The sequence below is a fragment of the Pseudomonas sp. COR18 genome (assembly GCF_048568395.1).
Taxonomy (GTDB): domain Bacteria; phylum Pseudomonadota; class Gammaproteobacteria; order Pseudomonadales; family Pseudomonadaceae; genus Aquipseudomonas; species Aquipseudomonas fuscovaginae_B.
Genome location: NZ_CP183808.1, coordinates 5,004,345 through 5,028,716, shown reverse-complemented (window position 1 = coordinate 5,028,716; position 24,372 = coordinate 5,004,345). Strand labels below are relative to the sequence as shown.

General features: G+C 63.7%; 22 protein-coding genes and 4 pseudogenes. 10 read left to right on the top strand and 16 right to left on the bottom strand.

Going from position 1 to position 24,372, the window contains the following annotated elements; genetic code table 11:
• Window positions 1-19 precede the first annotated feature (19 nt).
• The 5 genes from ACM62G_RS23095 to ACM62G_RS23075 form a co-directional block, all read right to left on the bottom strand.
• Window positions 20-1,030, bottom strand: coding sequence for a LacI family DNA-binding transcriptional regulator (locus ACM62G_RS23095; protein ID WP_054064489.1), 1,011 nt, complete (start codon window positions 1,028-1,030; stop codon window positions 20-22).
• A 3-nt stretch (window positions 1,031-1,033) separates the two neighbouring features.
• Complete coding sequence (locus ACM62G_RS23090) at window positions 1,034-2,011, bottom strand: ABC transporter permease (protein WP_054057748.1); 978 nt, start codon at window positions 2,009-2,011, stop codon at window positions 1,034-1,036.
• Window positions 2,008-3,561 (bottom strand): sugar ABC transporter ATP-binding protein, encoded by a 1,554-nt coding sequence (locus tag ACM62G_RS23085; protein ID WP_054064487.1) that lies wholly within the window; start codon window positions 3,559-3,561, stop codon window positions 2,008-2,010. The genes ACM62G_RS23090 and ACM62G_RS23085 overlap by 4 nt, the downstream gene beginning before the upstream one ends.
• A 67-nt stretch (window positions 3,562-3,628) precedes the next feature.
• Window positions 3,629-4,573 carry a sugar ABC transporter substrate-binding protein gene (locus ACM62G_RS23080; RefSeq protein WP_054057750.1) on the bottom strand — a complete coding sequence of 315 codons (945 nt, stop codon included), beginning with the start codon at window positions 4,571-4,573 and terminating at the stop codon, window positions 3,629-3,631.
• Between the two features lie 243 nt (window positions 4,574-4,816).
• Window positions 4,817-5,284 (bottom strand): hypothetical protein, encoded by a 468-nt coding sequence (locus tag ACM62G_RS23075; RefSeq protein WP_241494469.1) that lies wholly within the window; start codon window positions 5,282-5,284, stop codon window positions 4,817-4,819.
• 371 nt (window positions 5,285-5,655) lie between these two features.
• Here ACM62G_RS23075 and ACM62G_RS23070 point away from each other — a divergent pair, with 371 nt between their 5' ends.
• A complete protein-coding gene (locus ACM62G_RS23070) occupies window positions 5,656-5,856 on the top strand; it encodes a DUF1654 domain-containing protein (protein WP_054057767.1) in 201 nt (66 codons plus the stop codon).
• A 3-nt stretch (window positions 5,857-5,859) separates the two neighbouring features.
• A complete protein-coding gene (locus tag ACM62G_RS23065) occupies window positions 5,860-6,549 on the top strand; it encodes an endonuclease (RefSeq protein ID WP_054057768.1) in 690 nt (229 codons plus the stop codon).
• A 283-nt stretch (window positions 6,550-6,832) separates the two neighbouring features.
• Here ACM62G_RS23065 and ACM62G_RS23060 read toward each other — a convergent pair whose 3' ends face one another.
• On the bottom strand, window positions 6,833-7,972 hold the full coding sequence (locus tag ACM62G_RS23060; RefSeq protein ID WP_419735633.1) for a glutathione-independent formaldehyde dehydrogenase: 1,140 nt from the start codon (window positions 7,970-7,972) through the stop codon (window positions 6,833-6,835).
• Between the two features lie 247 nt (window positions 7,973-8,219).
• On the opposite strand from ACM62G_RS23060, the gene ACM62G_RS23055 reads away from it, so the two are divergent.
• The gene (locus ACM62G_RS23055; protein WP_419735632.1) at window positions 8,220-8,759 is read left to right on the top strand and encodes a cupin; all 540 of its coding nucleotides are present in this window, start codon (window positions 8,220-8,222) and stop codon (window positions 8,757-8,759) included.
• Between the two features lie 60 nt (window positions 8,760-8,819).
• Window positions 8,820-9,584, top strand: coding sequence for an OBAP family protein (locus tag ACM62G_RS23050; RefSeq protein ID WP_419735631.1), 765 nt, complete (start codon window positions 8,820-8,822; stop codon window positions 9,582-9,584).
• Window positions 9,585-9,639: 55 nt separating this feature from the next.
• Here the strand turns inward: ACM62G_RS23050 and ACM62G_RS23045 are convergent, their stop codons facing one another.
• Entirely contained in the window at window positions 9,640-9,978 is a 339-nt protein-coding gene (locus ACM62G_RS23045; RefSeq protein ID WP_419735630.1) for an SPOR domain-containing protein, read from the bottom strand.
• A gap of 256 nt (window positions 9,979-10,234) precedes the next feature.
• On the opposite strand from ACM62G_RS23045, the gene csrA reads away from it, so the two are divergent.
• A complete protein-coding gene (gene csrA, locus ACM62G_RS23040; RefSeq protein WP_054057756.1) occupies window positions 10,235-10,429 on the top strand; it encodes a carbon storage regulator CsrA in 195 nt (64 codons plus the stop codon).
• 72 nt (window positions 10,430-10,501) lie between these two features.
• Here the strand turns inward: csrA and bkdR are convergent, their stop codons facing one another.
• Complete coding sequence (bkdR, locus tag ACM62G_RS23035) at window positions 10,502-10,990, bottom strand: Bkd operon transcriptional regulator BkdR (RefSeq protein WP_010443703.1); 489 nt, start codon at window positions 10,988-10,990, stop codon at window positions 10,502-10,504.
• Window positions 10,991-11,185: 195 nt separating this feature from the next.
• On the opposite strand from bkdR, the pseudogene ACM62G_RS23030 reads away from it, so the two are divergent.
• From ACM62G_RS23030 to lpdA, 4 genes and pseudogenes are all read left to right on the top strand, one after another.
• Window positions 11,186-12,420: pseudogene (locus ACM62G_RS23030) on the top strand (3-methyl-2-oxobutanoate dehydrogenase (2-methylpropanoyl-transferring) subunit alpha).
• A gap of 3 nt (window positions 12,421-12,423) precedes the next feature.
• Window positions 12,424-13,479, top strand: a complete 1,056-nt coding sequence (locus tag ACM62G_RS23025) for an alpha-ketoacid dehydrogenase subunit beta (RefSeq protein WP_054057758.1) — start codon at window positions 12,424-12,426, stop codon at window positions 13,477-13,479.
• On the top strand, window positions 13,480-14,751 hold the full coding sequence (locus ACM62G_RS23020) for a dihydrolipoamide acetyltransferase family protein (RefSeq protein ID WP_419735629.1): 1,272 nt from the start codon (window positions 13,480-13,482) through the stop codon (window positions 14,749-14,751).
• Between the two features lie 2 nt (window positions 14,752-14,753).
• On the top strand, window positions 14,754-16,142 hold the full coding sequence (lpdA, locus tag ACM62G_RS23015) for a dihydrolipoyl dehydrogenase (protein ID WP_419735628.1): 1,389 nt from the start codon (window positions 14,754-14,756) through the stop codon (window positions 16,140-16,142).
• A gap of 142 nt (window positions 16,143-16,284) precedes the next feature.
• Here lpdA and ACM62G_RS23010 read toward each other — a convergent pair whose 3' ends face one another.
• Window positions 16,285-17,070, bottom strand: coding sequence for a class II aldolase/adducin family protein (locus ACM62G_RS23010; protein WP_419735627.1), 786 nt, complete (start codon window positions 17,068-17,070; stop codon window positions 16,285-16,287).
• Between the two features lie 163 nt (window positions 17,071-17,233).
• Between ACM62G_RS23010 and ACM62G_RS23005 the strand changes: the two are divergent.
• Window positions 17,234-17,417, top strand: a pseudogene (locus ACM62G_RS23005) (hypothetical protein); the annotation flags it as partial.
• A 56-nt stretch (window positions 17,418-17,473) separates the two neighbouring features.
• Here ACM62G_RS23005 and ACM62G_RS23000 read toward each other — a convergent pair.
• The 7 genes and pseudogenes from ACM62G_RS23000 to ACM62G_RS22970 form a co-directional block, all read right to left on the bottom strand.
• A pseudogene (locus ACM62G_RS23000) lies at window positions 17,474-18,016 on the bottom strand (methyl-accepting chemotaxis protein); the annotation flags it as partial.
• Window positions 18,017-18,334: 318 nt separating this feature from the next.
• Window positions 18,335-19,261: pseudogene (locus ACM62G_RS22995) on the bottom strand (cache domain-containing protein); the annotation flags it as partial.
• A 209-nt stretch (window positions 19,262-19,470) separates the two neighbouring features.
• The gene (locus ACM62G_RS22990; RefSeq protein WP_419735626.1) at window positions 19,471-20,481 is read right to left on the bottom strand and encodes a GlxA family transcriptional regulator; all 1,011 of its coding nucleotides are present in this window, start codon (window positions 20,479-20,481) and stop codon (window positions 19,471-19,473) included.
• A gap of 12 nt (window positions 20,482-20,493) precedes the next feature.
• On the bottom strand, window positions 20,494-21,492 hold the full coding sequence (locus ACM62G_RS22985; protein WP_419735625.1) for a 4-hydroxyproline epimerase: 999 nt from the start codon (window positions 21,490-21,492) through the stop codon (window positions 20,494-20,496).
• Between the two features lie 5 nt (window positions 21,493-21,497).
• The gene (locus tag ACM62G_RS22980) at window positions 21,498-22,352 is read right to left on the bottom strand and encodes an ABC transporter permease (protein WP_273826283.1); all 855 of its coding nucleotides are present in this window, start codon (window positions 22,350-22,352) and stop codon (window positions 21,498-21,500) included.
• Window positions 22,349-23,197: an ABC transporter permease gene (locus ACM62G_RS22975; protein ID WP_419735624.1), complete on the bottom strand. Its 849-nt coding sequence runs from the start codon at window positions 23,195-23,197 to the stop codon at window positions 22,349-22,351. The genes ACM62G_RS22980 and ACM62G_RS22975 overlap by 4 nt, the downstream gene beginning before the upstream one ends.
• 2 nt (window positions 23,198-23,199) lie before the next feature.
• Entirely contained in the window at window positions 23,200-24,312 is a 1,113-nt protein-coding gene (locus tag ACM62G_RS22970) for a quaternary amine ABC transporter ATP-binding protein (RefSeq protein ID WP_054064476.1), read from the bottom strand.
• Window positions 24,313-24,372 lie beyond the last annotated feature (60 nt).

Genomic DNA, 24,372 nt, shown 5'->3' with positions numbered 1-24,372 from the left:
GCACTGCTGGGCCGACGTTTCAGGCGAAACCATCCGAAACCTGCGCCGTCGATTCGCGCATGACGATGCTGGGGATCACGATACGCTGGTCGAGCGCCAGGCCCGGCGTCGCGATGCGCCGCAGCAGCAACTCGGCGGCTGTCTCACCCAGCTCCAGGATCGACTGGCCGACCGTGGTCAGTGCCGGGTAGACATAACGACTCATGCGGATATCGTCGAAGCCGATGACCGACAACTCGCCCGGCACGCGGATCCCGCGCTCCGCCGCGGCACGCAGCGCGCCGATGCCGAGCATGTCGTTGCCGGCGAAAATCGCGCTGGGCCGCTCGCCGTCCAGCAGTCTTGCCGCCGCCAGGTACCCCCCGGTGCTGGTGAAGTCGCTGGCCAGCACCCACTTGGCCGGCACCTTGACCTTGGCCTGCTGCAACGCCCGGCGATAACCGGCCAGGCGCAGTTGCGCGACGCTGGTGTCCTTCGGTCCGCCGATGAACGCGATGGCCCGATGCCCCAGTTCCAGCAGGTGGCGGGTTGCCAGGTAGGCGCCCTCCTCGTGGTCGATGCGCACCAGGTCCGTGTCGACCCCGTCGATATCGCGGTCGACCATCACCATCGGCGTACGCACCGCCGACAGGCCGGCGGCAAAGCTGTCATCACCGCCGGTGGAGGCGACGATCAGCCCGTCGACGCGCTTCTCCAGCAACACCCGCAGGTAGTTGCGCTGCTTGTCCGGATCATCGTCGGAATTGCAGAGGATCACACAATAGTTATTGCGTTCGCAGTAATCCTCGATCCCCCGCGCCAGCTCGGCGAAATACGGGTTCAGGCTGTTGGGCACCAGCAGGCCGATAGTCGCGGTGGACTTGGCCTTGAGCGAGCGCGCCACGGCACTGGGTACGTAGTCGAGCTCGGCGATGGCCGCCTCGACCTTGAGCCGCACCCGTTCGCTGACCGGCCGGGTCTTATTCACCACGTGGGACACCGTGGTGTAGGAAATCCCGGCCAGCGCGGCCACGTCCTTGATGGTCGCCATGACTCAGGCCCGCCGACGGGCGCGTTGGCTGCGATAGGTATCGAGCACCACGGCAATGACGATCACCGCACCGGTGATGATCCGCTTGGTCGGCTCGGTCGCACCGATCTGCGCAAGGCCCGCGGCCAGTACGGAAATGATCAGCACGCCGAAAAAGGTGCTGATCACAGAACCGCGCCCGCCCATCAGGCTGGTGCCACCGATCACCACCGCGGCGATCACCTGCAGCTCCAGGCCGGAACCGGCGTTCGGGTCGGCCGCTTCCAGGCGCGAGATCTGGAACAGCGCCGCGATACCGGCCAGCAGGCCCATCAGGCTGAACACCAGGATCTTGTACGGCTTGGGGTTGATCCCCGCCAGGCGCACGGCTTCCTCGTTGGTGCCGATGCCGATCAGGTAGCGGCCGAACACGGTGCGGGTCAGCACCAGTTGCGCGGCAATGATCACCAGCAGCGCGATGATGAACGACGGCGAAATACCGAAGGCAATCGGGTTCGACAGCCAGGCGAAGGCATCACCGATGTAGGCGGTGCGCGAGCCGGTCATCTGGTAGGCCAGGCCACGGGCCATTTCCAGCACGCCGAGGGAGACGATGAACGACGGAATCCGCCAGGCCACGGTGATCGAACCGGTGATGGTCCCCGCCAGCGCGGCGCAGCCCATGCCCAGCACCGCCGCCGGCAGCACGCTCCAGCCCCAGCCGAGCACCGCGACGCTGACCGCGGAGGCCGCCAGCGCCAGCACCGAGCCGACCGACAGGTCGATACCGCCGATGATCAGCACGAAGGTCATGCCGACCGCCAGCACCATCAGGTCGGGAATCTGGTTGGCCAGGGTGCTGAAGGTGTCGTAGGACAGGAAGTGGCTGCTCAGGCTGGAGAACAGGATGATCATCCCCAGCAAGGCGCCGGCCAGGCCCAGGTAGGTGCCGAGGCCATAGAAGTTGCGACCGGCCTTGGCGGTCGAAGGAGCAGTTTTCATAGGGTATCCCTAGGCGCCGCGTCGTTGAGCAGCGCATCACGTTTCTGGTAGCCGGCAAACGCGGCGGCAAGCAAGTCGTCCTGGGTCCAGCTGTCGCGCTCGAAGGTCTGGATCAGGCGCCCGGCCGAGAGCACGCCGATGCGGTCACAGATCAGCATCAGCTCGCGCAGGTCGCTGGAGACCACTACCAACGCCTTGCCCTGGCGGGTCAGTTCGCCGAGCAGCGCGTAGATATCGAATTTGGCACCGACGTCGATCCCTCGGGTCGGCTCGTCGAACAGCAGCACCGAGCAGTCGCGCTCCAGCCAGCGGCCGATCACCACCTTCTGCTGGTTGCCGCCGGACAGCTCGGAGACCAGTTGGTCCGGGCTGGAACTGCGGATGCGCATGGCCCCGATCTGCCGCTGCGCCAACGCGGTTTCGTCGCGACCGTTGACCACCCCGCCGCTGGAAATTGCCGGCATGTTGCCCAGGGCGATGTTGGCGCTGATCGACTGGGTCAGCAGCAGGCCTTCGCCCTTGCGGTCCTCGGTGATCAGGGCGATGCCATGGCGCACCGCATCGACCGGCGAACGGATATCGACGACCTGCGCCGGCGTGCCGAGGGCCACGGTGCCGCTGTCGGCGACATCGGCACCGTAGATCAGCCGCAGCAGCTCGGTGCGCCCGGCACCGATCAGGCCGGAGATGCCGAAAATCTCGCCGGCGCGCACCTCGAAGGACACGTCGAACACCTTGTCCGCCCGGCTCAGGCCCTTGACCGTCAGGGCCGGTGCGCCGATCTTGCGCTCGCCCAGGTCGATGTGTTCACCCAGCTCGCGGCCGACCATCAGGTTGACCAGTTGTTCGCTGTTGTAGTTGGCCATCGGCTCGACACAGACCAGGTTGCCATCGCGCAGTACCGCAATGCGCTGAGCCACCCGCGCCAGCTCTTCCAGCCGGTGGGAAATGTAGATGATCGCCACGCCTCGGGCCTGCAGGCGGGTGATCTGCTCGAAGAGCATTTCGACCTCGCGGGCGGTGAGCATCGCGGTCGGCTCGTCGAGAATCAGCACATGGCAATCGCCGATCAGGTTGCGGGCGATTTCCACCATCTGCTGGTGGCCGATTCCCAGCTCACCGACCAGGGTGTCGGGGTCGATCGCCTCCAGGCCGACCTGGGCCATGGCCTCGATGGCGGCCTGGCGCAGTTGCTTGCGGCTGATCCAGCCACCGTGGCTGGGCAGGTTGTCGAGAAACAGGTTTTCCGCCACCGACAGGGTCGGCAACAGATTGAGTTCCTGCATGACCATGCGGATGCCCTGCTCTTCAGCCTGGGTCCGGCTGCCGGGGGCATAGGGCTGACCCTTGAAGTGCATCTGGCCGGTGGTCGGCGTAACCAGCCCGCCGATGATCTTCGACAGCGTGCTTTTGCCCGCGCCGTTTTCACCGGTCAGCGCCAACACCTCGCCACGCAACAGCGTCAGGTCGATGTTGCTCAGGACAGGTTGCGCATAGGTCTTGCCGATACCGCTGACCGACAGGACAGCGTTCGGTGCGGAAGATGACATAGGAAAATCTCCGGGCACCCGCTCAGGACGAGCGGGCGCGGTTGCAGCCAGGGGTTGCTTCTCGGGGTTATTTCTTGAGAACCAGTTCGACCGGGGTCTCGATCACGCCATCGACGGCATCGACCTTCTCGCCCTTGACCAGCTTGAGCGCGTTCTGGATACCGAACACCGCCTGCTGGGCCGCGGCCTGGTCGGCGGTGGCCAGCACCCGGCCGTCCTGCAGCATCGGCTTGATCGCCTCGATGTTGTCGTAACCGACCACCTGCACCTTGCCCGCCTTGCCGGCGGCACGCACCGCGGACACGGCGCCCAGGGCCATGTTGTCGTTACCGGCCAGCAGCGCCTTGAGGTCCGGGTATTCGCTCAGCATGGCCGAGGCAACCTTGTTGCCCTGGTCGATTTCCCAGTTGCCGGATTGGGTGGAGACGATCTTCATGCCGGCGGCATCCATCGCGTCCTTGAAACCGGCGGTCCGCTGCTGGGCGTTGGTGGTGGTCGGTACGCCTTCGATGATGCCGACCTTGTCGCCGGAGGCCAGGGTCTTGGCCAGGTAGTCGCCGACCAGGCGCGCGCCCTTGCGGTTGTCCGGGCCGACGAAGGGAATGTCGAGGTTCTTGCTCTTGAGCACCTGCGGGTCGAGGCGGTTGTCGATGTTGACCACCTTGATGCCGGCATCGGAGGCTTTCTTGAGTACCGTCACCAGGGCCTTGGAGTCGGCCGGGGCGATCACCAGGGCATCGACCTTGGACAGGATCATCTGGTTGACGATGTCGATCTGGGCAGCAGTGTCGGTTTCGTTCTTGATCCCGTTGGTGATCATGTCGAAATCGGCGGAGTGGGTTTTCTGGTAATCCTTGGCCCCATCCTGCATGGTGACGAAGAATTCGTTGGCGAGGGATTTCATGACCAGGCCGACCTTGGGCTTGGCCGCGTCAGCGAAGGCCGACGACATCGGCAAGGTGGCAGCGAGTACGGCGACAGCGAGCAGACGACCAGCGAATGGCAACTTCATGGGGTTCACTCCGGATCTTATGATTATTGTGAGCAACGTCAGCCACGCGACAGGACGCTTCCACGACGGTGGAACGCCAGGGAAACAACCCGCGCAAACGTTTGCGTGAATGAACTATGCGAACCTCATCGACATTTGTCAACGGGCTGCCCTGGGTTCGATCCAAAGAATAGTCGTGAGTCGGCCACCGGGCGCGATGCCCGGTGGCGAGGGGAAAGTGCGAAGAAACCCTGTGGGAACAGGTTACGCGGTGGTGCTGACCAGCGAGCCGCTGCTGCCGGACTTGGCCTCTTTGGTCAGGGCCTGGAGCAGTGCCGCGGCCGTCGTCATCAGCGCACCGTTGACGGTACTGATCTGCCCCTGGACAGCCATCACCGCGCTGGTACGGGCATCCTCCGAAGGGTAGGAAGCCTTCTGCGCGGCCTCCAACTGCTGCTGAAGCTCACGCAGTTGCTGCTGCAACTCCTTCATGCGCTTCTGCAGCGCCTTGACCGCGGCGTTGTGGCCACCGCCCGAGCTTTCCTGGGCGCCGCCGGCCGCTTCGGCGCTGCCGCCGCCAGTACGGACCTTGCCGTCCTTGCTGTCGGCCTCATCGCTGTCCTTGACCGCCTTGTCGATCTCGCTCGTCATGGCGATGGTCTTGGACTCCGTCGAGCCGGCGGTGTGGCCGTTGATCATCAGGCCGCCGGGAGAAGGAAAACCTACTGACATGGTAAGAACCTCGGAAAATTTCTGTACCGGCGTATCGGCGGTGGCCTGCTGAACTTTAGCCACGACGTACGAGAGTGCATCGGGTGCCGATACAAAGCTCCTGCAAGCTATGCGCCTTCCGCCCACCAGAGGCCGCGAAAAACCTCACTTGGCAGGCAGCCATTTGCTGACATTCAGGCTCAGGCAAATCCTTATAATTTTTCCTACAGCTGACGCCAAATCATAAAAAGCGCTGTCAGAAACGCTCTAGATCTCTCTGATAGTTGCGAAACTGCCTACAGTTAAATACTGTATGCACGTACAGCTTAATTAAGGATTGTTTCGTGGCAAACCCAACTTCAGCCTCCGCCGCCCTCAGTTCCTACGAGCGCATGGGCCTGCGCGTACAGAAAATCATCAACTCCCAAGCGGCCCAACAGGCCAAGGCCGCGCTGATCTTCCGCATGCCGGACGAGCCCTCCGAGGACTGGGAACAGTTGCTCGAGGAGATCGACGAAAACGACAACGTCACCCTCGCCTACCGCGATGACGGTGGCGTACAGATTTTCTGGACCGTGCCCAAGGAAGACTGAGTGATGCGTCTGCCCGTCATCGCCCTGCTCGGCCTGTGCTGGGTGCTGCCCGCCCAGGCCGACGCCCCACGAACCTTCAGCGAAGCCAAGAAAGTCGCCTGGAAGCTGTATGAACGACAATCCACGGAGTTCTATTGCGGCTGCAAGTACAACGGCAACCGGGTCGACCTCCAGGCCTGCGGCTATGTACCGCGCAAGAACGCCGCCCGCGCGGCGCGCATCGAGTGGGAACATATCGTGCCGGCCTGGCAGATCGGCCATCAGCGCCAGTGCTGGCAACAGGGCGGGCGCAAGAACTGTACGCAGAGCGATCCGACCTACCAGCGCGCCGAAGCCGACCTGCACAACCTGGTGCCGAGCATCGGCGAGGTGAATGGCGATCGCAGCAATTTCAGTTTCGGCTGGCTTCCGGAACAGAAGGGCCAGTACGGCTCATGCCTGACCCAGGTCGACTTCAAGGCCAAGAAGGTCATGCCGCGGCCCTCGATCCGCGGAATGATCGCCCGCACCTACTTCTACATGAGCAAGCAGTACGGGTTGCGCCTGTCGAAACAGGATCGCCAGCTGTATGAAGCCTGGGACAAGACCTACCCGGTACAGCCATGGGAACGCCAGCGCAACCAGAGCGTGGCCTGCGTGATGGGCCGCGGCAACGAGTTCGTCGGCGCGGTGGATCTCAAGGCCTGCGGCTGAACCGGCAGGATTTCCCGACCGTTTCCTGCGCCATCATCCCGTTACTGACTCTCCTCTGCCTTTCCCTTTTGCATCTGTACAGAAGACTGGGTACCACTGGAATTGTTCTTCGTTTCGTTATCGGACTTGTCGAAGCATCCATGAAGCATGAATACCGTGCACAAGCCCAGGCACATGGATAACCTTTTCATGATCGTTCACCTTTGAGCGAGAGGGTCATGCAGAGCGCGAGGCCTCGTAGCGGTCATCGCGAACCTGCACAAACCGAAATGGTCGGGTCGTTTCAAGCTGCGGGCTTGAGCACCACCTTCGTCCAGCCATCGTCGCGCGCGTCGAAGTGCCTGTAGGCGTCCGGGCCTTCGGCAAGCTTGAGACGATGAGAGATGATCCCGGAAGGTTTGGCGCGGCCATGATGGATCAGTTCGGCCAGACGACGGTTGTAGGCTTTGACATTGGCCTGCCCGGTTCGAATCTGCTGCCCCTTGAACCAGAAGGCACCGAAATCGAAAGCCATCTTGCCTTCCTGGGCCAATTCATTTTCAGCACCCGGATCCTGCGGCACGAACACGCCCACGACACCGATGCCGCCAGTCGCCTTTGTCGAGGCGACCAGATTGTTCATGGTCAGGTGATTGGCTTCATGCCCGTGGCGGTCACAGCATTGATAGCCCACACACTCACAGCCGCGATCGGTCCCTTTGCCATGGGTCAGGTTCAATATCTGATCCACCGCCTCCTTCTCAAGCGCGCTGATGGGCGTGGCCCCCATCTGGGCCGCGAGCCTTAAACGGTCGGGATGGCTGTCGACCACGAACACCTCGGAGGCGCCCTTGATCATGGCCGAATGGGCGGCCATCAGGCCAACCGGGCCGGCACCGTAGATGGCAATGCTCTCCCCCGGCAGGAGGCCAGCCAGCTCGGTTGCATGCCATCCCGTCGGGAAGATATCGGACAGCATGACATAATCGTCTTCACGTTCTTGCGCGTCATCGGGCAACACCAGGCAGTTGAAGTCGGCATATGGCACCCTCAGCAGTTCAGCCTGCCCGCCCTGATAAGGCCCCATTTCAGCGAATCCGTAGGCCGCACCCGCGCTGCCCGGGTTAGCCGTCAGGCAGAATCCGGTCAGGCCCTTCTCACAGTTCTCGCAAAAGCCGCAGCCGATGTTGAAGGGCAGGCACACCCGGTCGCCTGCCTTGATCCGATCGACAGCGGCACCTACTTCGATGACCTCGCCCAGGTTCTCATGGCCGAATACCCTGCCTGTTTCAAAAGAAGTGCGGCCTTCATACATATGCAGGTCAGATCCGCAGATGTTGGTGGTCGTCACTCGTACCAGCACGTCGGTGGGCTTTTCGATCCTGGCGTCCGGCACATTTTGCACGCTGACGTCGCGAGGACCGTTGTACACGATGGCTTTCATTGCGTTCTCCCAGAGGCGAGACGAAAGGGAATTTTCGTCAGCACATGTTCAATCTGTCCGAGAGAACGAATCGCCTGTTCAAGAAATCCGCTGCATGTCTGACGAGCGGTAACTCGACTTCAGGACCTCGCACCGCCGAAAGCGGCCGGCGCCACAGCCTGGCTCTCCCCTTCCTGGAGGAACGAACCTGGCAGATCCCGCTCATAAATCTCATGCCGGGTAGTTTTCCATCCAGGAGATGGCTGACATGAAAGACCTTCGAGACACGGTGAACACACCGAAAACACTCATGCTGGAACGCAACGACTGGGTACCGAATCATCCCCGCCTGCCAGTGATCATTTATCGAAACGCGATCGCTGCATCAGGTGATGATCAGGCGACGCTGCTTGAGAAGACCTTCTCGGCTCACGGCTGGCCGCCTCAATGGCGAGACGGGGTGTATGACTATCATCACTACCACACCGAAGGACACGAGGTATTGGGTGTCGCAAGCGGCCAGGCACGCCTGATGCTGGGCGGCCCGGATGGGCATGTGATCGAAGTGGGGCCGGGCGACGTGTTGCTGCTTCCTGCGGGAACGGGGCACTGCAATCTCGGCTCGAGTGCCGACTTTCTGGTGGTTGGGGCGTATCCACCAGGCCAGCATGCCGATATCTGCCGGCAGGCACCGAGCCAGACACAGCTTGAACGTATCGCCACCCTGCCCTTTCCCGACCAGGACCCCGTACAAGGCAAGGCGGGGACACTGACCGATTACTGGTCCATCAAGCAGCATGCCCGCTGAAAAAGCGTTTGCAGGGTACAAAGACGGAAACCGACCCCCCTTGACGGAAAGGACTCTGGAATGAATGAAGTACGAACAGGCCACCCGGTCAAAGCGCTCTACGCGACAGCGCTCGCCGCGCTCCTGAGCGCATGCGCTGGCAACAATTCGCCGTCTGGGGTGGTCGCCCCGGGCGACGCCCCGTCACTCACCACCCGTTCCCTGGATACGGGCGCCGCATTGCTTCAAGCGCGCCCGCCGATAGACGCGTTGAATGCCTACCTGGATGGTTTCCATTTTTATAACGGACACATGGAAGCGCAGATGGAGGCACATCATTACTGCACCATCCTGAACGAGGAGGTGATCCAGTGCGTGATCTACGACGGTAATCGCCAGGACGCCAAGTTGATGGGGGTCGAGTACATCATCAGCGAGTCATTGTTCGCCGGTCTGCCCAAAGCCGAGCAAGCGCTCTGGCACAGTCATGTTCACGAAGTCAAATCAGGCCAGCTCGTGGCTCCCGGGATTCCCGAACTGGCCGAACATGCCTTGATGGAAAAGCTCGTCCATACCTACGGCAAGACCTGGCATACCTGGCATACCGATCTGAATAAGGATCTTCCCCTTGGCGTTCCACAGCTCATGATGGGCTTCACCGCAGAGGGTCAGAGCGATCCGGAAATGGTGGCCGAACGGGATCGTCGATTCGGGATAGACAGCGCGCAGAAAAAGAAGGCGCGGGCCGATATACCGGCGCCTGCCATTGCGCCAGGGGCGGATGCCTGGCGCAATGGCAAGGTGTTTCAGGTAGTGGATCCGACGAACACACCGCACCCGCATTGACCTGCCTCGCCAATCGGTGACACCCGGCTTTCTGGTGGGCCCTCAGGATCAAGCCTCAAGGCTGCGCCTTGTGCTCCACCACCTCCGATTGCATGTTCTGCTTGTCGGCCAGTTGCGCCTTCTTCTGCTCGGCAATTTCCCTGGTGGCGAACGGGCCGGCGATGACCTGGCCATCATCGAGGATCTTGAACGGAAAACCGTGCTCGATCAGCCACGCGGTCCAGTCGGTCAGCGCCTTGGACTTGTCGTCCTTGATCAGCAGGTCCCAGCCTGTGGCCTGCACGGCCGCGGCCACCGGTGCAATGGCCGCCTTGGCCGGCTCGGCCTTGTTGCCCGAACCCTCGCCGCAACCGGCCAGCACCACGAATGCCATCATCACTGCTATTCTGCGCACAGAGCGTCTCCCGTAATCGTCAGTTAATGTGATTTTATCACCTTACGGCCAGTCTCATCCGAAGTAGATCCGCCCTGCCGCTCCCTTATCAGGCTGAATTACCGACGATTTTCCGGTGCAGGGGAATTAAATAGAATGAAATGACGTCTGTAATGAACCACCCGCTCGGATCGACTTGGCGGTATTCTGTATGTAAGACCTAAGCCAGGAATGCCTGAGAAAGGCACTTCAGTAGTAACAATCAAGGAGTAAAGACATGCTGATACTCACCCGCAAAATCGGTGAAAGCATTAACATCGGCGACAACATCACCATCACGATCCTGGGCGTCAGCGGCCAGCAGGTACGCGTCGGCATCAACGCTCCAAAAGACGTGGCAGTGCACCGTGAAGAGATCTACCAGCGGATCCAGGCCGGCCTGTCTGCCGGAGAAAAGAAGGACAACCTGTAAGTCCTCGAACTCGTCAGCCCTGACATCCGGGGTCGCGGCTGACGAAAGTCCCACCCTTCCTTCGCCTTTTCCCTACATCGCCAGCGTCAGACCGCCAGCCGGCAACGGCAGCGCCGTCTTGTAGCGCACCTGCTTGAGCGCAAAGCTGGAACGGATGTTCGCCACCCCCGGCACCTTGGTCAGAAAGTCCATCATGAAGCGCTCCAGCGCCTGGATGGTCGGCACCAGCACGCGGATCAGATAGTCCGGGTCCCCCGCCATCAGATAACACTCCATCACCTCCGGCCGATCGGCGATCGCCGCCTCGAAGTGCTGCAGGGCCTCCTCCACCTGTTTCTCCAGGCTGACGTGGATGAACACGTTGACGTGCAGGCCGAGCAGGTCGGCATCGAGCAGGGTCACCTGCTCGCGGATCAGTCCCAACTCCTCCATCGCCCGCACCCGGTTGAAACACGGGGTCGGCGACAGATTGACCGAACGGGCCAGGTCCGCGTTGGTGATGCGGGCATTCTCCTGAAGGCTGTTGAGAATGCCGATGTCGGTGCGATCCAGTTTGCGCATGAGAGAAAATCACCTGTTTTTTATGCTTATGCAGATTTTTTATCTGCAAATAATCTCAGGCGCAACCAAACAGAGAGAAATATTCTCCTACGACCGGCCTATGATTGTTGTAGGACAAGATTTCCCTTACCCAGGGAATGATTGCCAGCTCGCGCGCCCACTACAAGAAATTCACAAGATAGAGCGTAGAAAGCCATGACCACAGCGTACCCACCGCTGCGCCTGCACGTACCCGAACCCTCGGGACGCCCGGGCTGCAAGACCGACTTCAGCTACCTGCGCCTGACCGATGCCGGCCAGGTCCGCAAGCCCCCCATCGACGTCGAACCCGCCGACACCGCCGACCTGGCCCGTGGCCTGATCCGCGTGCTCGACGACCAGGGCCAGGCCCTTGGCCCCTGGGCCGAGGACATGCCGCTGGAGATCCTGCGCAAGGGCATGCGCGCCATGCTCAAGACCCGCATCTTCGACAGCCGCATGGTGGTCGCCCAGCGCCAGAAGAAAATGTCGTTCTACATGCAGAGCCTCGGCGAGGAAGCCATCGGCAGCGCCCAGGCCCTGGCGCTGAACATCGACGACATGTGCTTCCCCACCTACCGCCAGCAGAGCATCCTGATGGCCCGCGAAGTGCCGCTGGTGGACATGATCTGCCAGCTGCTGTCCAACGAGCGCGATCCGCTCAAGGGCCGGCAACTGCCGATCATGTACTCGGTGCGCGACCATGGCTTCTTCACCATTTCCGGCAACCTCGCCACCCAGTTCGTGCAATCGGTCGGCTGGGGCATGGCCTCGGCGATCAAGGGCGATACCAAGATCGCCTCGGGCTGGATCGGCGACGGCGCCACCGCCGAGTCGGACTTCCACACCGCCCTGACCTTCGCCCACGTGTACCGCGCCCCGGTGATTCTCAACGTGGTCAACAACCAGTGGGCGATCTCCACCTTCCAGGCCATCGCCGGCGGTGAAGCCACCACCTTCGCCGGCCGCGGCGTCGGCTGCGGCATCGCCTCGCTGCGGGTCGACGGCAACGATTTCCTCGCGGTGTATGCCGCCTCCCGCTGGGCCGCCGAACGCGCCCGGCGCAACCTCGGCCCGACCCTGATCGAGTGGGTCACCTACCGGGCCGGCCCGCACTCCACCTCCGACGATCCGTCCAAGTACCGTCCCGCCGACGACTGGAGCCACTTCCCCTGGGCGACCCGATCGCCCGCCTCAAGCAGCACCTGATCGCCATCGGCCAGTGGTCCGAAGAGGAACACGCCGCCGTCAGCGCCGAGCTGGAAGCCGAAGTCATCGCCGCGCAGAAGGAAGCCGAACAGTACGGCACCCTGGCCGGCGGACAGATGCCGAGCGCCGCGACCATCTTCGAGGACGTCTACAAGGAAATGCCCGACCACCTGCGTCGGCAGCGCCAGGAACTGGGGTTATAAGCCATGAACGATCACAGCAAATTGCAAACGGAGAACGCCGTGGCCACCAGCACCATGACCATGATCCAGGCCCTGCGCTCGGCCATGGATGTGATGCTCGAGCGCGACAGCAACGTGGTGGTGTTCGGCCAGGACGTCGGCTACTTCGGTGGCGTGTTCCGCTGCACCGAGGGCCTGCAGGCCAAGTACGGCACCTCGAGGGTGTTCGATGCCCCGATCTCGGAAAGCGGCATCGTCGGCGTGGCGGTGGGCATGGGCGCCTACGGCCTGCGCCCGGTGGCGGAAATCCAGTTCGCCGACTACTTCTACCCGGCCTCCGACCAGATCGTCTCGGAAGCGGCGCGCCTGCGCTATCGCTCGGCCGGCGAGTTCGTCGCGCCGATGACCCTGCGCATGCCCTGCGGCGGCGGCATCTACGGCGGCCAGACCCACAGCCAGAGCCCGGAGGCGATGTTCACCCAGGTCTGCGGCCTGCGCACCGTGATGCCCTCCAACCCCTACGACGCCAAGGGCCTGCTGATCGCCGCCATCGAGAACGATGACCCGGTGATCTTCCTCGAACCCAAGCGCCTGTATAACGGCCCGTTCGACGGCCACCACGAGAAACCGGTCATCCCCTGGTCGAAACACCCGGCCAGCGCCGTACCCGATGGCTACTACACCGTGCCGCTGGACAGCGCGGCGATCACCCGCCCGGGCAGCGAAGTGACCATTCTCACCTACGGCACCACCGTCCACGTGGCCCAGGCCGCCGCCGAGGAAACCGGCGTCGATGCCGAAGTCATCGACCTGCGCAGCCTCTGGCCGCTGGACCTGGACACCATCGTCAATTCCGTGAAGAAAACCCGTCGCTGCGTGGTCGTCCACGAAGCCACCCGCACCTGCGGTTTCGGGGCCGAGCTGATCTCGCTGGTGCAGGAGCACTGCTTCCACTACCTGGAGGCGCCGATCGAACGCGTCACCGGTTGGGACACGCCCTACCCCCATGCGCAGGAGTGGGCGTACTTCCCTGGCCCGGTTCGGGTCGGGGCGGCTTTGAAACGGGTCATGGAGGTCTGAATGGGTACTCACGTCATCAAGATGCCGGATATCGGCGAAGGCATCGCGGAAGTGGAACTGTCCCAATGGCACGTGCAGGTCGGCGACCTGGTGGTCGAGGACCAGGTGCTGGCCGATGTCATGACCGACAAGGCCATGGTCGACATCCCCTCGCCGGTGCACGGCAAGGTGATCGCCCTCGGCGGCCAGCCGGGTGAAGTCATGGCGGTGGGCAGCATCCTGATCAGCATCGAGGTCGAAGGCGCCGGCAACGTGCGCGAAGGCGGCGAAGCGCCTGCGGCCAAGGCGGCACCCGCACCGGTACAGGAGAAACCGGTCGAAGTGGCGGTCGCCAAGCCGGCAGCGGCATCGGCCCCTGCACCGACCCGCGCGGCACCGGTGGTGGCCCGCCAGCCCGACGAACGCCCACTGGCCTCGCCAGCGGTGCGCAAACGCGCCTGGGATGCCGGCATCGAATTGCGCTTCGTCCACGGCAGCGGCCCGGCCGGGCGCATCCTGCATGAGGACCTCGACGCCTACCTGGCCCAGGCCGAACAGCCGGCGCGCGGCAGCGATGGCCGCTATGCCCGACGCACCGACGAGGAACAGATCCCGGTGATCGGCCTGCGCCGCAAGATCGCCCAGCGCATGCAGGACGCCAAGCGCCGCGCCGCGCACTTCAGCTACGTCGAGGAGGTCGATGTCACCGCCCTCGAAGAGCTGCGCGTGCACCTGAACCACAAGCACGGCGACAGCCGCGGCAAGCTGACCCTGCTGCCGTTCCTGGTACGGGCGATGGTCGTGGCCCTGCGCGACTTCCCGCAGATGAACGTGCGCTACGACGACGAGGCCCAGGTCATCACCCGTCACGGCGCGGTGCATGTCGGCGTCGCCGCGCAGACCGACGGCGGCCTGATGGTGCCGGTGGTGCGCCATGCCGAGAGCCTCGACCTGTGGGGAACCTCCGACGAGATCAACCGCCTGGCCAAGGCCGCCCGTAGCGGCAAGGCGACCCGCGAGGAGATGTCCGGTTCGACCATCACCCTGACCAGCCTCGGCGCCCTTGGCGGCATCGTCAGTACCCCGGTGCTGAACCTGCCGGAAGTGGCGATCGTCGGCGTCAACCGCATCGTCGAGCGGCCCGTGGTGATCAAGGGCCAGATCGTCGTGCGCAAGATGATGAACCTTTCCAGCTCGTTCGATCACCGCGTGGTCGACGGCATGGACGCGGCGCAATTCATCCAGGCCATTCGCGGCCTGCTCGAACAACCCGCCTGCCTGTTTGTGGAGTGAGCATGCAACAGACTCAAAGCACCACCCTGCTGATCATCGGCGGCGGCCCCGGCGGCTATGTCGCGGCCATTCGGGCCGGGCAACTGGGCATCCCGACCATCCTGGTGGAAGGCCAGTCCCTGGGCGGCACCTGCCTGAACGTCGGCTGCATTCCGTCCAAGGCGCTGATCCATGTCGCCGAGCAGTTCCATGCCACCCAGGGCTACAGCAAGGACCACTCGCCGCTGGGCATCCAGGTGGCGCAGGCGACCCTGGACATCACCAGGAGCGTGGAGTGGAAGGACGGCATCGTCGACCGCCTGACCAGTGGCGTCGCCGGGCTGCTGAAGAAGAACGGCGTCCAGGTCATCAACGGCTGGGCCAAGATCATCGACGGCAAGAACGTCGACATCGATGGCCTGCGCGTGCAGTGCGAACACCTGCTGCTGGCCAACGGTTCGCAGACCGTGGAATTGCCGATGCTGCCCTTCGGTGGCCCGGTGATCTCCTCCACCGAAGCCCTGGCGCCGACCTCGGTGCCCAAGCGCCTGGTGGTGGTCGGGGCCGGCTACATCGGCCTGGAACTGGGCATCGCCTACCGCAAGCTCGGTGCCGAGGTCACGGTGGTCGAAGCCCGCGACCGTATCCTGCCGACCTATGACCGCGAACTGACCCAGCCGGTGGCCGAGTCGGTCAAGGCGCTGGGTATCCACGTGCTGCTGGGGCACAGCGTCGAAGGTTTCGACGCGGCGAGCAACAGCCTCCAGGTGCGTGATCCCCAGGGCGAAACCCTGCCGTTGGCGACCGACCAGGTGCTGGTGGCGGTGGGTCGCAAGCCACGGACCCAGGGCTGGAATCTCGAAACCCTGGCGCTGGCCATGAACGGTTCGGCGATCCGCGTCGACAGCCATTGCCAGACCAGCATGCGCAACGTCTGGGCGATCGGTGACCTGACCGGCGAGCCGATGCTGGCTCACCGCGCCATGGCCCAGGGGGAAATGGTCGCCGAGCTGATCGCCGGCCAGCACCGCGAGTTCAGCCCGACGGCGATTGCGGCGGTGTGCTTTACCGATCCGGAACTGGTGGTGGTCGGCAAGACGCCGGACGACGCCAAGGCGGCCGGGCTGGATTGCCTCGTCGCCAGCTTCCCGTTCGCCGCCAACGGCCGGGCCATGACCCTGGAGTCCAGGAATGGCTTCGTGAGGGTGGTGGCGCGGCGCGACAATCACCTGATCGTCGGTTGGCAGGCGGTGGGCGTGGGCGTTTCGGAACTGGCGGCGGCCTTCGGGCAGTCGCTGGAAATGGGCGCGCGGCTGGAGGACATTGCCGGCACCATCCATGCCCACCCGACCCTGGGTGAAGCGGTGCAGGAAGCGGCGCTCAAGGCGCTGGGGCATGCCCTGCACATCTGACACGCAGGGGTAGGGCTCAAGGGCCCTGTTCGCGGATGAATCCTGCTCCCACAGTTTTGCGGCGCCCACACTGTTTGTGGTTACCGCGACACCTTGTGGGAGCAGGATTCATCCGCGAACAGGGCCCGAGAGTTCAAACACGTCAATCGCGATAATCCGGCGCCACCCGTTCCAGCAATCGCAACATCGCCGACCAGGCCAGCTCCATCGCATTCGGATCGGTCAACTGCCCCTCCTCCACCGGCCGCCCCGGGTCGTTGAACTGCCGCTCGGTGTGTACGCACACCTCATGGGACGGCAACACCAGCTCGCCGCAGGCCTGCGCCGTCACCTGGATCTCGCACGCCTTCTCCAGGTAATACATGCGCAGAAACGCCTCGCCCACGGTCCTGCCCACGCTCAGCAGGCCATGGTTGCGCAGGATCATCACCGACTTGTCGCCCAGGTCCTGCACCAGCCGCGCCTGCTCATCCAGGTCCAGCGCCACCCCCTCATAATCGTGGTACGCGGTGCGGCCATAGAACTCCATGGAAATCTGGTTCACCGGCAACAGCCCGCACTTGAGCGCCGCCACCGCGCAACCGGCCCTGGTATGGGTGTGCAGCACGCATTGCGCATCCTCGCGGGCGCCGTGGATCGCACTGTGGATCACGAAACCGGCCGGGTTCACCGCGTACGGCGAGTCCTCCACCGCCCGCCCGTCGAGGCCGATCTTCACCAGGCTCGACGCAGTAATCTCATCGAACAGCAGCCCATAGGGGTTGATCAGGAAATGGTGCTCCGGCCCGGGCAGGCGCAGGGAGATGTGGGTGAAGATCAGGTCGGTCATGCGAAAATGCGCAATCAACCGGTAACAGGCCGCCAGTTGCTCACGCAGTTGACGCTCGATGGCCGCCGACGCGGCAGCGGTGTGCAGAAGGTCATTCAAGCGGATCACTCCTACAGGCTGGGAATTGGAACGGGCCGGGCACCACGCTAGCGCCCGACCCTGGCTACTTTACTTGCTTGCCCAGGCATTGAACCACTCTTCGAGCTCTTCGCCGTGATCGACCCAGAAAGCGACGTTCATGGACAAGGCGCCCTTGAGATGCGGCGAGCCGATGCTGTTCGAAGGAGGTCGATACCCTGGTGTTGTGCCAGAGGCATCAGCCGGTCGACAGCCTGGGCGAGGAACTGCAGGGGCTGGTGGACTTCCAGCGCATCGGCAACTGCCTGGCGCCGCGGACGGTCGAGGAAGCGATCCATGAGGGGCTGAAGGTTGCCTGGAACCTCTGATACCAGGCTGTCGTACCGGATGAACCTGAACATGACCGGCAACGGTTGGTTCGACCTCAGTACTTGAACCTCCCCACCAGCGTATTGAGTTCGCTGGAAATATCCGCCAGTTGCTCGGCATCGTTGCGGGCGGCGCGGGCCAGGTCCTCGACCTCGCGCGCATCGGTATGAATCTGCGTGATGTGTCGGTTGATATCCTCGGCCACCTGGTGCTGCTCTTCGGCGGCGGTGGCGATCTGGCTGTTCTGATCTCGGATGTTATCCACCTGATCACGTATCTTGTTGAAGCTTTCCCGGGCCTGCTGGATACGGTCGACACTCTGGCGCGACATGTCGACGCTGGCCTGCATCTGCCGGGTGACGTTCTCGGTGCCGCGCACCAGGTTGCCCAGCAGGCCGTCGATCTCGCCGGTGCTGTCGGCGGTGCGCCGTGCCAGCGCCCGCACCTCGTCGGCCACCACGGCGAACCCTCGTCCCTGGTCGCCGGCACGCGCCGCCTCGATGGCCGCGTTGAGCGCCAGCAGGTTGGTCTGCTCGGCAATCGAGCGGATGGTGTCGAGGATGCCGTTGATGTTGCGGCTGTCCGATTCCAGTGCCTGCATGGCCTCGGTGGCCTGCTCAAGGTTGCTCGACAACTGCCCGACATTGTCGGTCGCCTCGTCGATCTGCCGTTGCCCGCTCTGCACGTCACGCTGGCCGGCGTCGGCCGACGCCGCCGCCTCGGAGCACGAACGCGCCACCTCGTTGGCGGTGGCAACCATTTCGTTGAATGCGGTGCTGACCAGTTCGAGCGCCTCGCGCTGGCGCAACGCGGCATCGTTCACCGCGTGGGCGACCTGGCGGGTGCCACCACTGGTGCGCTGCAGCCTGCTCGAGGTCTGGCCGATGTTGCGCACCAGTTGCGCGATGGCACCAAGAAACTCGTTGAACCAGCCGGCCAGCACCGCCGTTTCGTCATTGCCGCGCACGGCCAGGTTGCGGGTCAGGTCGCCCTCGCCCTGGGCGATGTCCTGCAGGCCACTGGCAACGCCGCGGATCGGCCGCACGATGATCCCGGCAAACCGCGCACCCACCAGGGCGAACAGCACCGCCATGACCAGCGCGGCCCAGAGGATGATCCAGCTCAGGCGATCGGCCTTGGCCATGACCTCCTGCTTCTCGATCAGCCCGATCAGGTGCCAGCCCAGGGCCTTGGAGGTGTAGACATTGGCCATGTAGGTCACGCCCTTGAGCGTGACCTCTGTCGAGCCTTCGCGCAGTGCCGCCAAGGGCGCGTAGTCACCGCCCAGGTCAGCCAGGCGCTTGAACGAATGCGCCGGATCGGCGGCATCGACCAAGACGTTGCCATCGGCTTCGGTGAGCATCAGGTAGCCGCTGCGCCCCAGCCTGATCTTGCGCACCAGCTCCGTCAGTTGCTTGAGCGACACATCCAGGCCGACCACGCCACGCGGGTTGCCCTGCGCGTCATTGAGGGTGCGCATGGTGCAGATCAGCACCGAATCGCTGGCCGCCCAGTAGTACGCCGGCGTGCGCACGATGCTGCCCGGTACCGCCATCGCCAGGCGGTACCAGGGCCGCGTGCGCGGGTCATAACCGGCCAGGTCCGGCACGTCCGGCCAGGCGACGTAGCCCCCGTCGTCGGTGGCCAGCGACACATAGGCGGTGTTCGGGTGCGCCTTGGCAAAGCTGTCGAAGATATCCAGCGTCGTCTTGGCGATCGCCGGCGGCGCGACGGTCGCAGCGTCGGCAGCCATGTACCGCTTTAGCCCGGAGAGCGACGCCAGGCGAGGGTCCTGGGACAGGTACTGGACGTTCTGGGCGATGCCGTCGAAGAACTGCTGCATGCCGTTGTCGATCTGCAGAATCTCGCGGGTGCTGCTGTCGACGAAGTTGTCCCTGGCCTCATCACGCAGATTGACCACCACCACCGCTGCGACCAACAGCAGCGGGACACCGGCGATCCCCGCAAACACACACGTCAATTTGTCTCTTATTTTCATTGTGCTCGATCCAGAACGTAGGGAGGGCCAGGGCCCGGGCAGTCGACGGCGGTTTACTCGAAGCGTTTTTCCCGCGAAGGCGGATAGCCGAAATAGGCGGTGTAGCACTTGCTGAAGTGGCTGGGCGAGACGAAGCCGCAGGCCACGGCGACCTGCACGATGGTCAGCCCCGAGTGCTGCAGCAGCCGGCGGCCCTCGGTCACCCGCAGTTCGAGGTAGTAACGGCGTGGCGTGGTGTCCAGCTGTTCCTTGAACAGCCGCTCGATCTGTCGCCGCGAGCGGTTGACGTAGCTCGACAACTGCATCAGGTCCAGTGGCTCTTCCAGGTTGGACTCCATGAGTTTGACCACCTCGCGCAGCGGCTCGGCCATCTTGATGTGCAGCTTGGGATTGACCCGGCGATAGCGCGACGCCTCGAAGGCGAGGATGTCGATGATGCCGTCGACCAGCGCGCCGTTGCGCATCTTGCCGATCCACTCCAGCACCATGTAAAACGCGCCGGTCGGGCTGGCGGCGGTATAGCGGTCACGGTCGACCATGTAGCTTTCGCTGGTGACCTGGGTTTCCCTGGCCGCCTCGGCCAGGGCCAGGCGATGCTCGGGGTGAATCGCGCATCGATAGCCTTCGAGCAGATTGGCCTGCGCCAGGAACCAGGCACCGCTCCACAGACCGCCCAGTGCGATATCCTTTTCGGCGGCCTTTTTCAGGAAGGCGCGCAACTCAGGCTGCTCGTGCAACGGCGAACGCAGGCCACCACACACCACCAGCAGGTCGAAGTCGTCCGGACTGCAATCGGCGAGCCCGGTGTCCGGGCGAATGACAATGCCCAGGTCACTGATGACATCCTGCCCACCGACTGTCATCGTCCGGGTGGCGAACCAGGACGGCTGCAGCAGGTTGGCCGTAACCAGGGTATCGAGGGCCTGCGTGAAGGCCGGCATCGAGAAGTGCTCCAGCAGGATGAACCCGACCGCCGCCTGCGCTGGCGGCGATACTTCATTTTTTTGTACGTAGCGATAGTTCTTGACCTGCAGGCCACCGCTGAAAACTCTTCTGTCTACCATGTATTGCTCATATCAAGTGATCTGAAAGCCATGGGCCAACGGATCCTCGTCGTCGACGACGATCGTGTTGTATCCGGTGACCCTGGCCCAACCCGTTACGCTGGGCTGGATAGCGGTATGGGCACCGAGCGTGGTCTGTGCCTCGACCCGTCCGGTGAAGGTGGTGCCGATCAGGCTCTGGTGGCGGAAATCCTGGCCCACCGCGAGCCGGCCACGGCCGTGAAGTTGTGCCATGCGCGCGCTGGTGCCGGTGCCGCCCGGGGAGCGGTCGATGGCCTGCTCGCCATAGAACACCGCGCAGCGCCCATCGACCTGCGGGTTGTCCGGCTGGTCGCACCAGATCACGTGATGCACGCCACGGATGCGCTCATCGAGCGGATGGACCGGGTCGATCACCGAGGCCAATGCGCTGCGCAGCTTCTGGCTCAGGGCAATCAGCGTGGAGGCCTTGGCGCCCTCCAGCCCCGGCCAGTTCGACTGGGGTTCGACCACCGCGTAGTAGTTGCCGCCGTAGGCGATGTCCACGCTTAGCCGCCCTACTCCCTCAATCTCCACCGTCACATCGATGGCATGCAGGTAGCTGGTGACGTTGAGCATCTTCACACTGCTGACCCGGCCGTCCTGCATGCGGTACTCGACATCGACCCGACCGGCTGGCGTTTCCAGCGCCAGCTTGCCGGGCACCCGTGGCGTCACCAGCCCTTCCTGCAGGGCACTGGTGACCAGGCCGATCGTCCCGGCGCCGCACATCGGCAGACAACCACTGACCTCAATGAACAGCACGGCCACGTCGCAGTCGTCGCGATACGGCGGGTAGAGGATCGCGCCGGACATCACGTCATGGCCGCGCGGCTCGAACATCAGCGCCTGGCGGACCCAGTCATGGCGCTCGACGAACAACTCGCGGCGCTCGGCGATGGGCAGGTGCGGCAGCATCGGTGCGCCACTCGCCACCAGTCGTACCGGGTTGCCGCAGGTGTGTGCGTCGATGCAGAAAAAGCTGTTCTTCATGGTGATCATTTCCCGTGGCGTGGCTGCCGATTGCGTTCCAGCACACCGCGCGAGACGCGGTCGAGCAGCAAGGCGACGGCGACGATCGCCAGCCCCGCGCGCAGGCCCAGGCCCATTTCCATGCGCGTCAGCCCACGGGTCACCTCGGCGCCCAGGCCACCGGCACCGACCAGCCCGGCCAGGACCACCATCGCCAGCGACAGCAGGATGCACTGGTTCAGGCCGACCAGGAGGGTCGGCATGGCCAGCGGGATTTCGATCTTGAACAGGATGGTGCGCGGCGAAGCGCCCATGGCGTTGCCCAGCTCCAGCATGTGCTTGGGGATCTGGTTGAACGCCAGGGTGGTCAGGCGCAGCATCGGTGGAATGCCGTAGATCACCGTGGCGATGATCGCCGGCACGCGGCCAAGGCTGAAGATCATCACCGCCGGGATCAGGTAGACCCACGGCGGCACGGTCTGCATCACGTTCAGCAGCGGGCTGAGCATGGCGTCGACCCGCTTGATGCGCGAAGCCAGGATACCCAGCGGGAAGGCGATGCTCACCGAGATCAGCACCGACACCGACACCAGCGCGATGGTCTGCATCGAGGCGGTCCACAATCCGGCGAGCAGGCAGAAGCCGAGCATGACCACCGCCAGTATCGCCACGCGCAGGCGCGCCGCCAGCAGCGTGCCGATGAACACGATCGCGATCACCGCCAGCGGTGGCAGGGCCAGGAAAGCCGACTCCACGAAACCGAGCACCCGCGAGATCAGGCTGCTCACGGCCGCGAAGAAGCCGTGCAGGTTGGTATTGAGCCAATCGACCACCGGCGCGATGTAGCGCCCTGGAGAAAACTGCAGGTCGGCGAGGTTCATTCGCGATTCTCCCGGGCTTTGGGGGTGGCGCTCTGGGCCATGCGGTCGATCACCATGGTCAGGATCACGATGGCAATGGCGGCGTCGATCGAAGTGGCGATGTCGAGGGTACGGATGGCGTTGTAGATCACTTGTCCCAGCCCGCCGGAACCGACGATGCCGGCAATCACCACCATGCCGAAGGCCATCATCAGGCTCTGGTTGACCCCGGCCATGATGCCCGGCAGGGCGAACGGCAAGCGGATCTTGCTGAACATCTGCCAGCCGGTCACACCGCTGGCGTGACCCAGTTCGACGAACGCGGTGGGCGTCATGCGGATCCCCAGCGCGGTGAGGCGAAACGCCGGAGCGAAGGCGACGATGAAGGTGGCGATCAGCGCGGTACCGGGGCCATAGCCGAGCAAGGCGATGGCCGGCAGCAGGTAGATGTAGGGCGGCAGGGTCTGGATCAGGTCCAGTGCCGGCTCCACGATCCGGTCCAGGGCCGGCAGCAGGCCCGCCACCACGCCGAGCGGAATGGCGACCAGCAGCGCCAGCACGGTGGCGGCCACCACCAGTGCCAGGGTGCTCATGGTTTCCCCCCACATACCGATGAGCGCGCAGAACAGCATGGCCGCCAGCGTGCCGAGGGCGAAACGCAAGCCGGCCAGGCGCCAGCCGAGCAACGCCAGCAACAGCGCCGTCACGTAGAACGGTGGCAGTTGCAGCAGCCAGTACAGGCCCTGGTACAGGCCCTGCAGCCCGGCGTTGATGCCGTCGAACAGCGAGGAGGCGTTATCCTGAAGCCATTCGAGCATCGCATCGACCGTGCTGTCGAATTGTTCGGGGAAGCTTTCGAAGGCCATGATCACGCCCTCTCCCGCAGTTCGCCGGCCACTTCGGCGTGCTCGTTGGCGATGCCTTGCACGCCGCGCAGCAGATCGCGAATGGTGATCACCCCGACCACCACGCCGGCCTGGACCACCGCCAGCGCATCACGCTCGGACTGGGTCGCCAGGCCGATGATGTGGTCCAGGTCGGCATCCGAGGCCACCTGGGCCAGGCGCGACACGTCGACGCCCGGATGGACCTGCTGGAACACGGCCACCGGAGCCATGATCGAATGCGCCTTGACCAGGTGCAGGCGCGAGATGCCGGCGACGAATTCAGCCACATAGTCGTCGGCCGGGTTGAGCACGATGTCCTCGGCCGTACCGACCTGAATGATCATGCCGTCCTTCATGATGGCGATGCGATCGCCGATGCGGATCGCCTCTTCCAGGTCGTGGGTGATGAACACCGCCGACTTGCCCAGTTCCTTGGTCAACTGGCGGAACTCATCCTGCAATTGGCGACGGATCAGCGGGTCGAGCGCGCTGAACGGTTCGTCCATCAGGATCACTTCAGGGTCCGCGGTGATGGCGCGGGCCAGGCCGACACGCTGCTGCATGCCGCCGGAGAGTTCGTTGGGGTAGCGGTTGGCCCAGTCGCTGAGACTGACCTTGGCCAAGGCCCGTTCGGCCACTTTCAGCCGTTCGGCCTTGGGTACACCCTGTACCTCCAGGCCGAAGGCGGTGTTTTCCAGCACCGTGCGGTGTGGCAGCAGGGCCACACTCTGGAACACCATGCCAATGTGCTTGGCACGCATGTCACGCAGTTGCTGGGGGTTGAGCGAATTGAGTTCACGCCCCTTGACCAGCACCTTGCCGGCACTGGGCGTGATGAGTTTGTTCAACAGCCGGATCAAGGTTGACTTGCCGCTGCCGGACAGGCCCATGATGCAGAAGATCTCACCACGGCGCACTTCCAGATTGACGTCCGATACCCCCACGACACAACTGTAGTCATGCAGTATCTGTTTCTTCGAGAGCCCCTTTTCAATGACCGCGCGCATCGCCTCTTCGGAGCGCTCGCCAAATACTTTCCAGACAGACTGGCAACTCACCAGTACTTCTTGGGCGTCTACTGTTTGCGTACTCATATCAATCCCGTCCGGCCTTTTTAAGTTCAGGCCTGTAATGCATTCAAGTTCGGCAGCTGG

Bases quoted from the DNA above. Each gene is read 5' to 3' on its own strand.
- ACM62G_RS23095 (WP_054064489.1), bottom strand. From the start codon at position 1,030: ATGGCGACCATCAAGGACGTGGCCGCGCTGGCCGGGATTTCCTACACC.
- ACM62G_RS22985 (WP_419735625.1), bottom strand. From the start codon at position 21,492: ATGAAGAACAGCTTTTTCTGCATCGACGCACACACCTGCGGCAACCCG.
- ACM62G_RS22990 (WP_419735626.1), bottom strand. From the start codon at position 20,481: ATGGTAGACAGAAGAGTTTTCAGCGGTGGCCTGCAGGTCAAGAACTAT.
- ACM62G_RS23080 (WP_054057750.1), bottom strand. From the start codon at position 4,573: ATGAAGTTGCCATTCGCTGGTCGTCTGCTCGCTGTCGCCGTACTCGCT.
- ACM62G_RS23070 (WP_054057767.1), top strand. From the start codon at position 5,656: ATGGGCCTGCGCGTACAGAAAATCATCAACTCCCAAGCGGCCCAACAG.
- ACM62G_RS23055 (WP_419735632.1), top strand. From the start codon at position 8,220: ATGAAAGACCTTCGAGACACGGTGAACACACCGAAAACACTCATGCTG.
- ACM62G_RS23050 (WP_419735631.1), top strand. From the start codon at position 8,820: ATGAATGAAGTACGAACAGGCCACCCGGTCAAAGCGCTCTACGCGACA.
- ACM62G_RS23065 (WP_054057768.1), top strand. From the start codon at position 5,860: ATGCGTCTGCCCGTCATCGCCCTGCTCGGCCTGTGCTGGGTGCTGCCC.
- ACM62G_RS23020 (WP_419735629.1), top strand. From the start codon at position 13,480: ATGGGTACTCACGTCATCAAGATGCCGGATATCGGCGAAGGCATCGCG.
- ACM62G_RS23060 (WP_419735633.1), bottom strand. From the start codon at position 7,972: ATGAAAGCCATCGTGTACAACGGTCCTCGCGACGTCAGCGTGCAAAAT.
- ACM62G_RS23090 (WP_054057748.1), bottom strand. From the start codon at position 2,011: ATGAAAACTGCTCCTTCGACCGCCAAGGCCGGTCGCAACTTCTATGGC.
- ACM62G_RS23085 (WP_054064487.1), bottom strand. From the start codon at position 3,561: ATGTCATCTTCCGCACCGAACGCTGTCCTGTCGGTCAGCGGTATCGGC.
- ACM62G_RS23075 (WP_241494469.1), bottom strand. From the start codon at position 5,284: ATGTCAGTAGGTTTTCCTTCTCCCGGCGGCCTGATGATCAACGGCCAC.
- bkdR (WP_010443703.1), bottom strand. From the start codon at position 10,990: ATGCGCAAACTGGATCGCACCGACATCGGCATTCTCAACAGCCTTCAG.
- ACM62G_RS22975 (WP_419735624.1), bottom strand. From the start codon at position 23,197: ATGGCCTTCGAAAGCTTCCCCGAACAATTCGACAGCACGGTCGATGCG.
- ACM62G_RS23025 (WP_054057758.1), top strand. From the start codon at position 12,424: ATGAACGATCACAGCAAATTGCAAACGGAGAACGCCGTGGCCACCAGC.
- csrA (WP_054057756.1), top strand. From the start codon at position 10,235: ATGCTGATACTCACCCGCAAAATCGGTGAAAGCATTAACATCGGCGAC.
- ACM62G_RS22980 (WP_273826283.1), bottom strand. From the start codon at position 22,352: ATGAACCTCGCCGACCTGCAGTTTTCTCCAGGGCGCTACATCGCGCCG.
- lpdA (WP_419735628.1), top strand. From the start codon at position 14,754: ATGCAACAGACTCAAAGCACCACCCTGCTGATCATCGGCGGCGGCCCC.
- ACM62G_RS22970 (WP_054064476.1), bottom strand. From the start codon at position 24,312: ATGAGTACGCAAACAGTAGACGCCCAAGAAGTACTGGTGAGTTGCCAG.